The organism is Leifsonia sp. TF02-11 (assembly GCF_017565305.1).
Classification (GTDB): domain Bacteria; phylum Actinomycetota; class Actinomycetes; order Actinomycetales; family Microbacteriaceae; genus Leifsonia.
In genome coordinates this window covers 1-2,278 of the sequence record NZ_JAGEKP010000045.1, presented here as the reverse complement: position 1 = coordinate 2,278, position 2,278 = coordinate 1, and the positions used below count along the sequence as shown (strand labels likewise).

The following is a 2,278-nucleotide window of genomic DNA, read 5'->3' as shown; positions in this document are numbered from 1 at the left end:
CGGCCCCCCCCCCCCCCCCCCCAAATGGCACCTACCAGAACACCCGCTGCCTGAGGCAGGATACGGTGCCAGTGTGGATCGTGCTTGGAGGTGTCGTGGGAAAGGGACAACCCGGGGGCGCTAAACGCGAGGCTTTGAAGCGCCAACGCCAACGGGAGGCGCGCGCCGTCAGTTTGCTTTCGGAAGAGTCTTCCGATGAACTCTTTGCCCGGCTCCGAAGCGGAGCGGCGAACGTCGCGGGGGTGACCTATCAGATCAACCTTGCGACCCTGCTCCTCGGTTCCGGGAGGCTGTCGGACTCTCCACTTCCTCGGGTGTCCGCTGTCCGTCCTGAGGGTTTTGAGGACATTGATTGCCGCCTTCAGGACGGCAGCTGGCTTCTTGTCCAGAGTAAGCAGCGGAGCGCGCGGACCATGAGTCGCGCGGAGACTGCGTCTGTAATCGCGCATGCCGCTCAAGTCGAGGCGGCTCGCGACTACGACGGAAGCGTCGCCGGGTACGCCATCGTCAGCAATGCAGGCTTCGCCGCGGGCGCTACAGGATGGGGTTCAACAATCCCCCAAGGCGACGCTGAGCTTACGCGAGCGGTGCGAGACCAGCTATCAGCCAGTCGTCGCGACCCGGACACAGCGGAACGCCTAATTGGCCGAACCCACCTTGTCGTTGTTGAGGACCCACTTGTGGTCGAAGTCGAGTCGCTACTCGCAAGGGCCTACTCGATTCCTCCCGCGGTTGCCGTTATTGCGCGATCGCACCTTGCTGCAGATCTTGCTTTGGTATCGTCAGCGCAGCGTGGCCGCGACGTCGCGACTGCCCATCTTCGAACCCTCGCTGACGTGGACTCGATGATCTCCCGGTTGCGCGAGACTGTCGACCAACAGAACTTCGAGGCCGCGCTTCGGGAAGGTGTATGCGAGTTTGCCGACTTCTCACGCATAGCAACCGAAAGCGAGGAGCAGTTCTTCTCCGGCGTAAGGGTCGTCCCCAGCCACGTCGGGGCAGACCTCGACGTGGTCCGCGTCCCTGAGTGCGAGTCAATTCTGTCTTCACTCGAGTCGAGCCGTCAGGTCCTAATCGTCGGCGCGAGTGGCACAGGGAAATCAGGCCTGCTTTGGCGATCCGCGTCGCTGCTTCAGGACGGCCCAATGCTCATACGTGTGCTTCGGGTCTCGAGCGATTCAGACGTGCAAAGCCTGATCCGACTTGTGCGGATGCTTTCTCCGACGCCTGAACGCAGAGTAGTTGTTTGCATCGACGATCTAGGGCGCGCGGCAACCGAGCGTTGGCCAGAGGCTCGAGACCGGCTGCTCGAATTCTCAGGGGTTTCGATCCTGGCGGCATGTCGGCAAGAAGACCTTCTTCCGTCGATTGCTGAGGGTGCACACCTGGTGGACTCGCGGCTTGCGCGAGAGTCGGCTGCGCGAATATACGCTCGTCTCCGTGCCGCTGGGTTCGAACTTGCTACCGAACCCGAAGAGGCAATCCACCGCGCAGATGGACTTCTCATGGAGTTCGTGGCGATCGCCACGACAGGACGTCGGCTGCGCGAAGTGTTGCGCACTCAGCTGCAGGGACTCGATGACACTGACCATGCTGATTCAAGAGAACTCTTGGCAGTAATCACCGCCTTGCACACTCTCGGTCGATCCGTGCCCGCAGACGAATTGCCACGTTTAGTTGGGGAGTCTCCTGCGATCGTCGCGCGTCGTTTGTCACGACTGCGAGATGAGCATCTGATCGTCTCCGACGACGGCACCTCGTGGCGCGCCCTTCATGACCTGCGCGCGGAGGTGCTGCTGGATTTGCTCCACGAGGTCCCCCCGCCCACACTGGCCACAACATACGCACGGAGCATCGCCGCTGCTCCGGCGGAGGTGAGGCCAATGCTGTACCGGCGCGCTGCAACCCGCGTTCTGCGTGCGGCTAGGCTCGAAACCGTGTCGTCGGTTGCGGATCGACTCACTTCGGCCCGCCGCGTTATAGACCCGCTCGTGAAGTCAATTGCTGATCGCGTAAACGACCTCGCAAACGCGCCGGGCCCGACCTCGGCTAGGGAAATTGCAGCGCTTGTCGATGCTGCCGAGCGGCTAGACGTTTCGGCTTATGTGGCTGCGACCCTCGGATACGTCAAGCAAATCACGCCGCCGACGATAGTTGAGTCCCGCATAGTGGTGTAGCGCACGGTGATCCGGCTCGTCGTTCACGACGTAAGTGCGGTCACCGTGTGATCCTTCGAGGAATCTCCTACAACCCTCTCGAATGGAGTCATCACGATGAC

General features: G+C 61.8%; 1 protein-coding gene. It reads left to right on the top strand.

Annotated elements, in window-relative coordinates; translation table 11 throughout:
* Positions 1-845: 845 nt before the first annotated feature.
* The gene (locus JNB50_RS24760; RefSeq protein WP_243768958.1) at positions 846-2,177 is read left to right on the top strand and encodes a DUF815 domain-containing protein; all 1,332 of its coding nucleotides are present in this window, start codon (positions 846-848) and stop codon (positions 2,175-2,177) included.
* Positions 2,178-2,278: the final 101 nt, after the last annotated feature.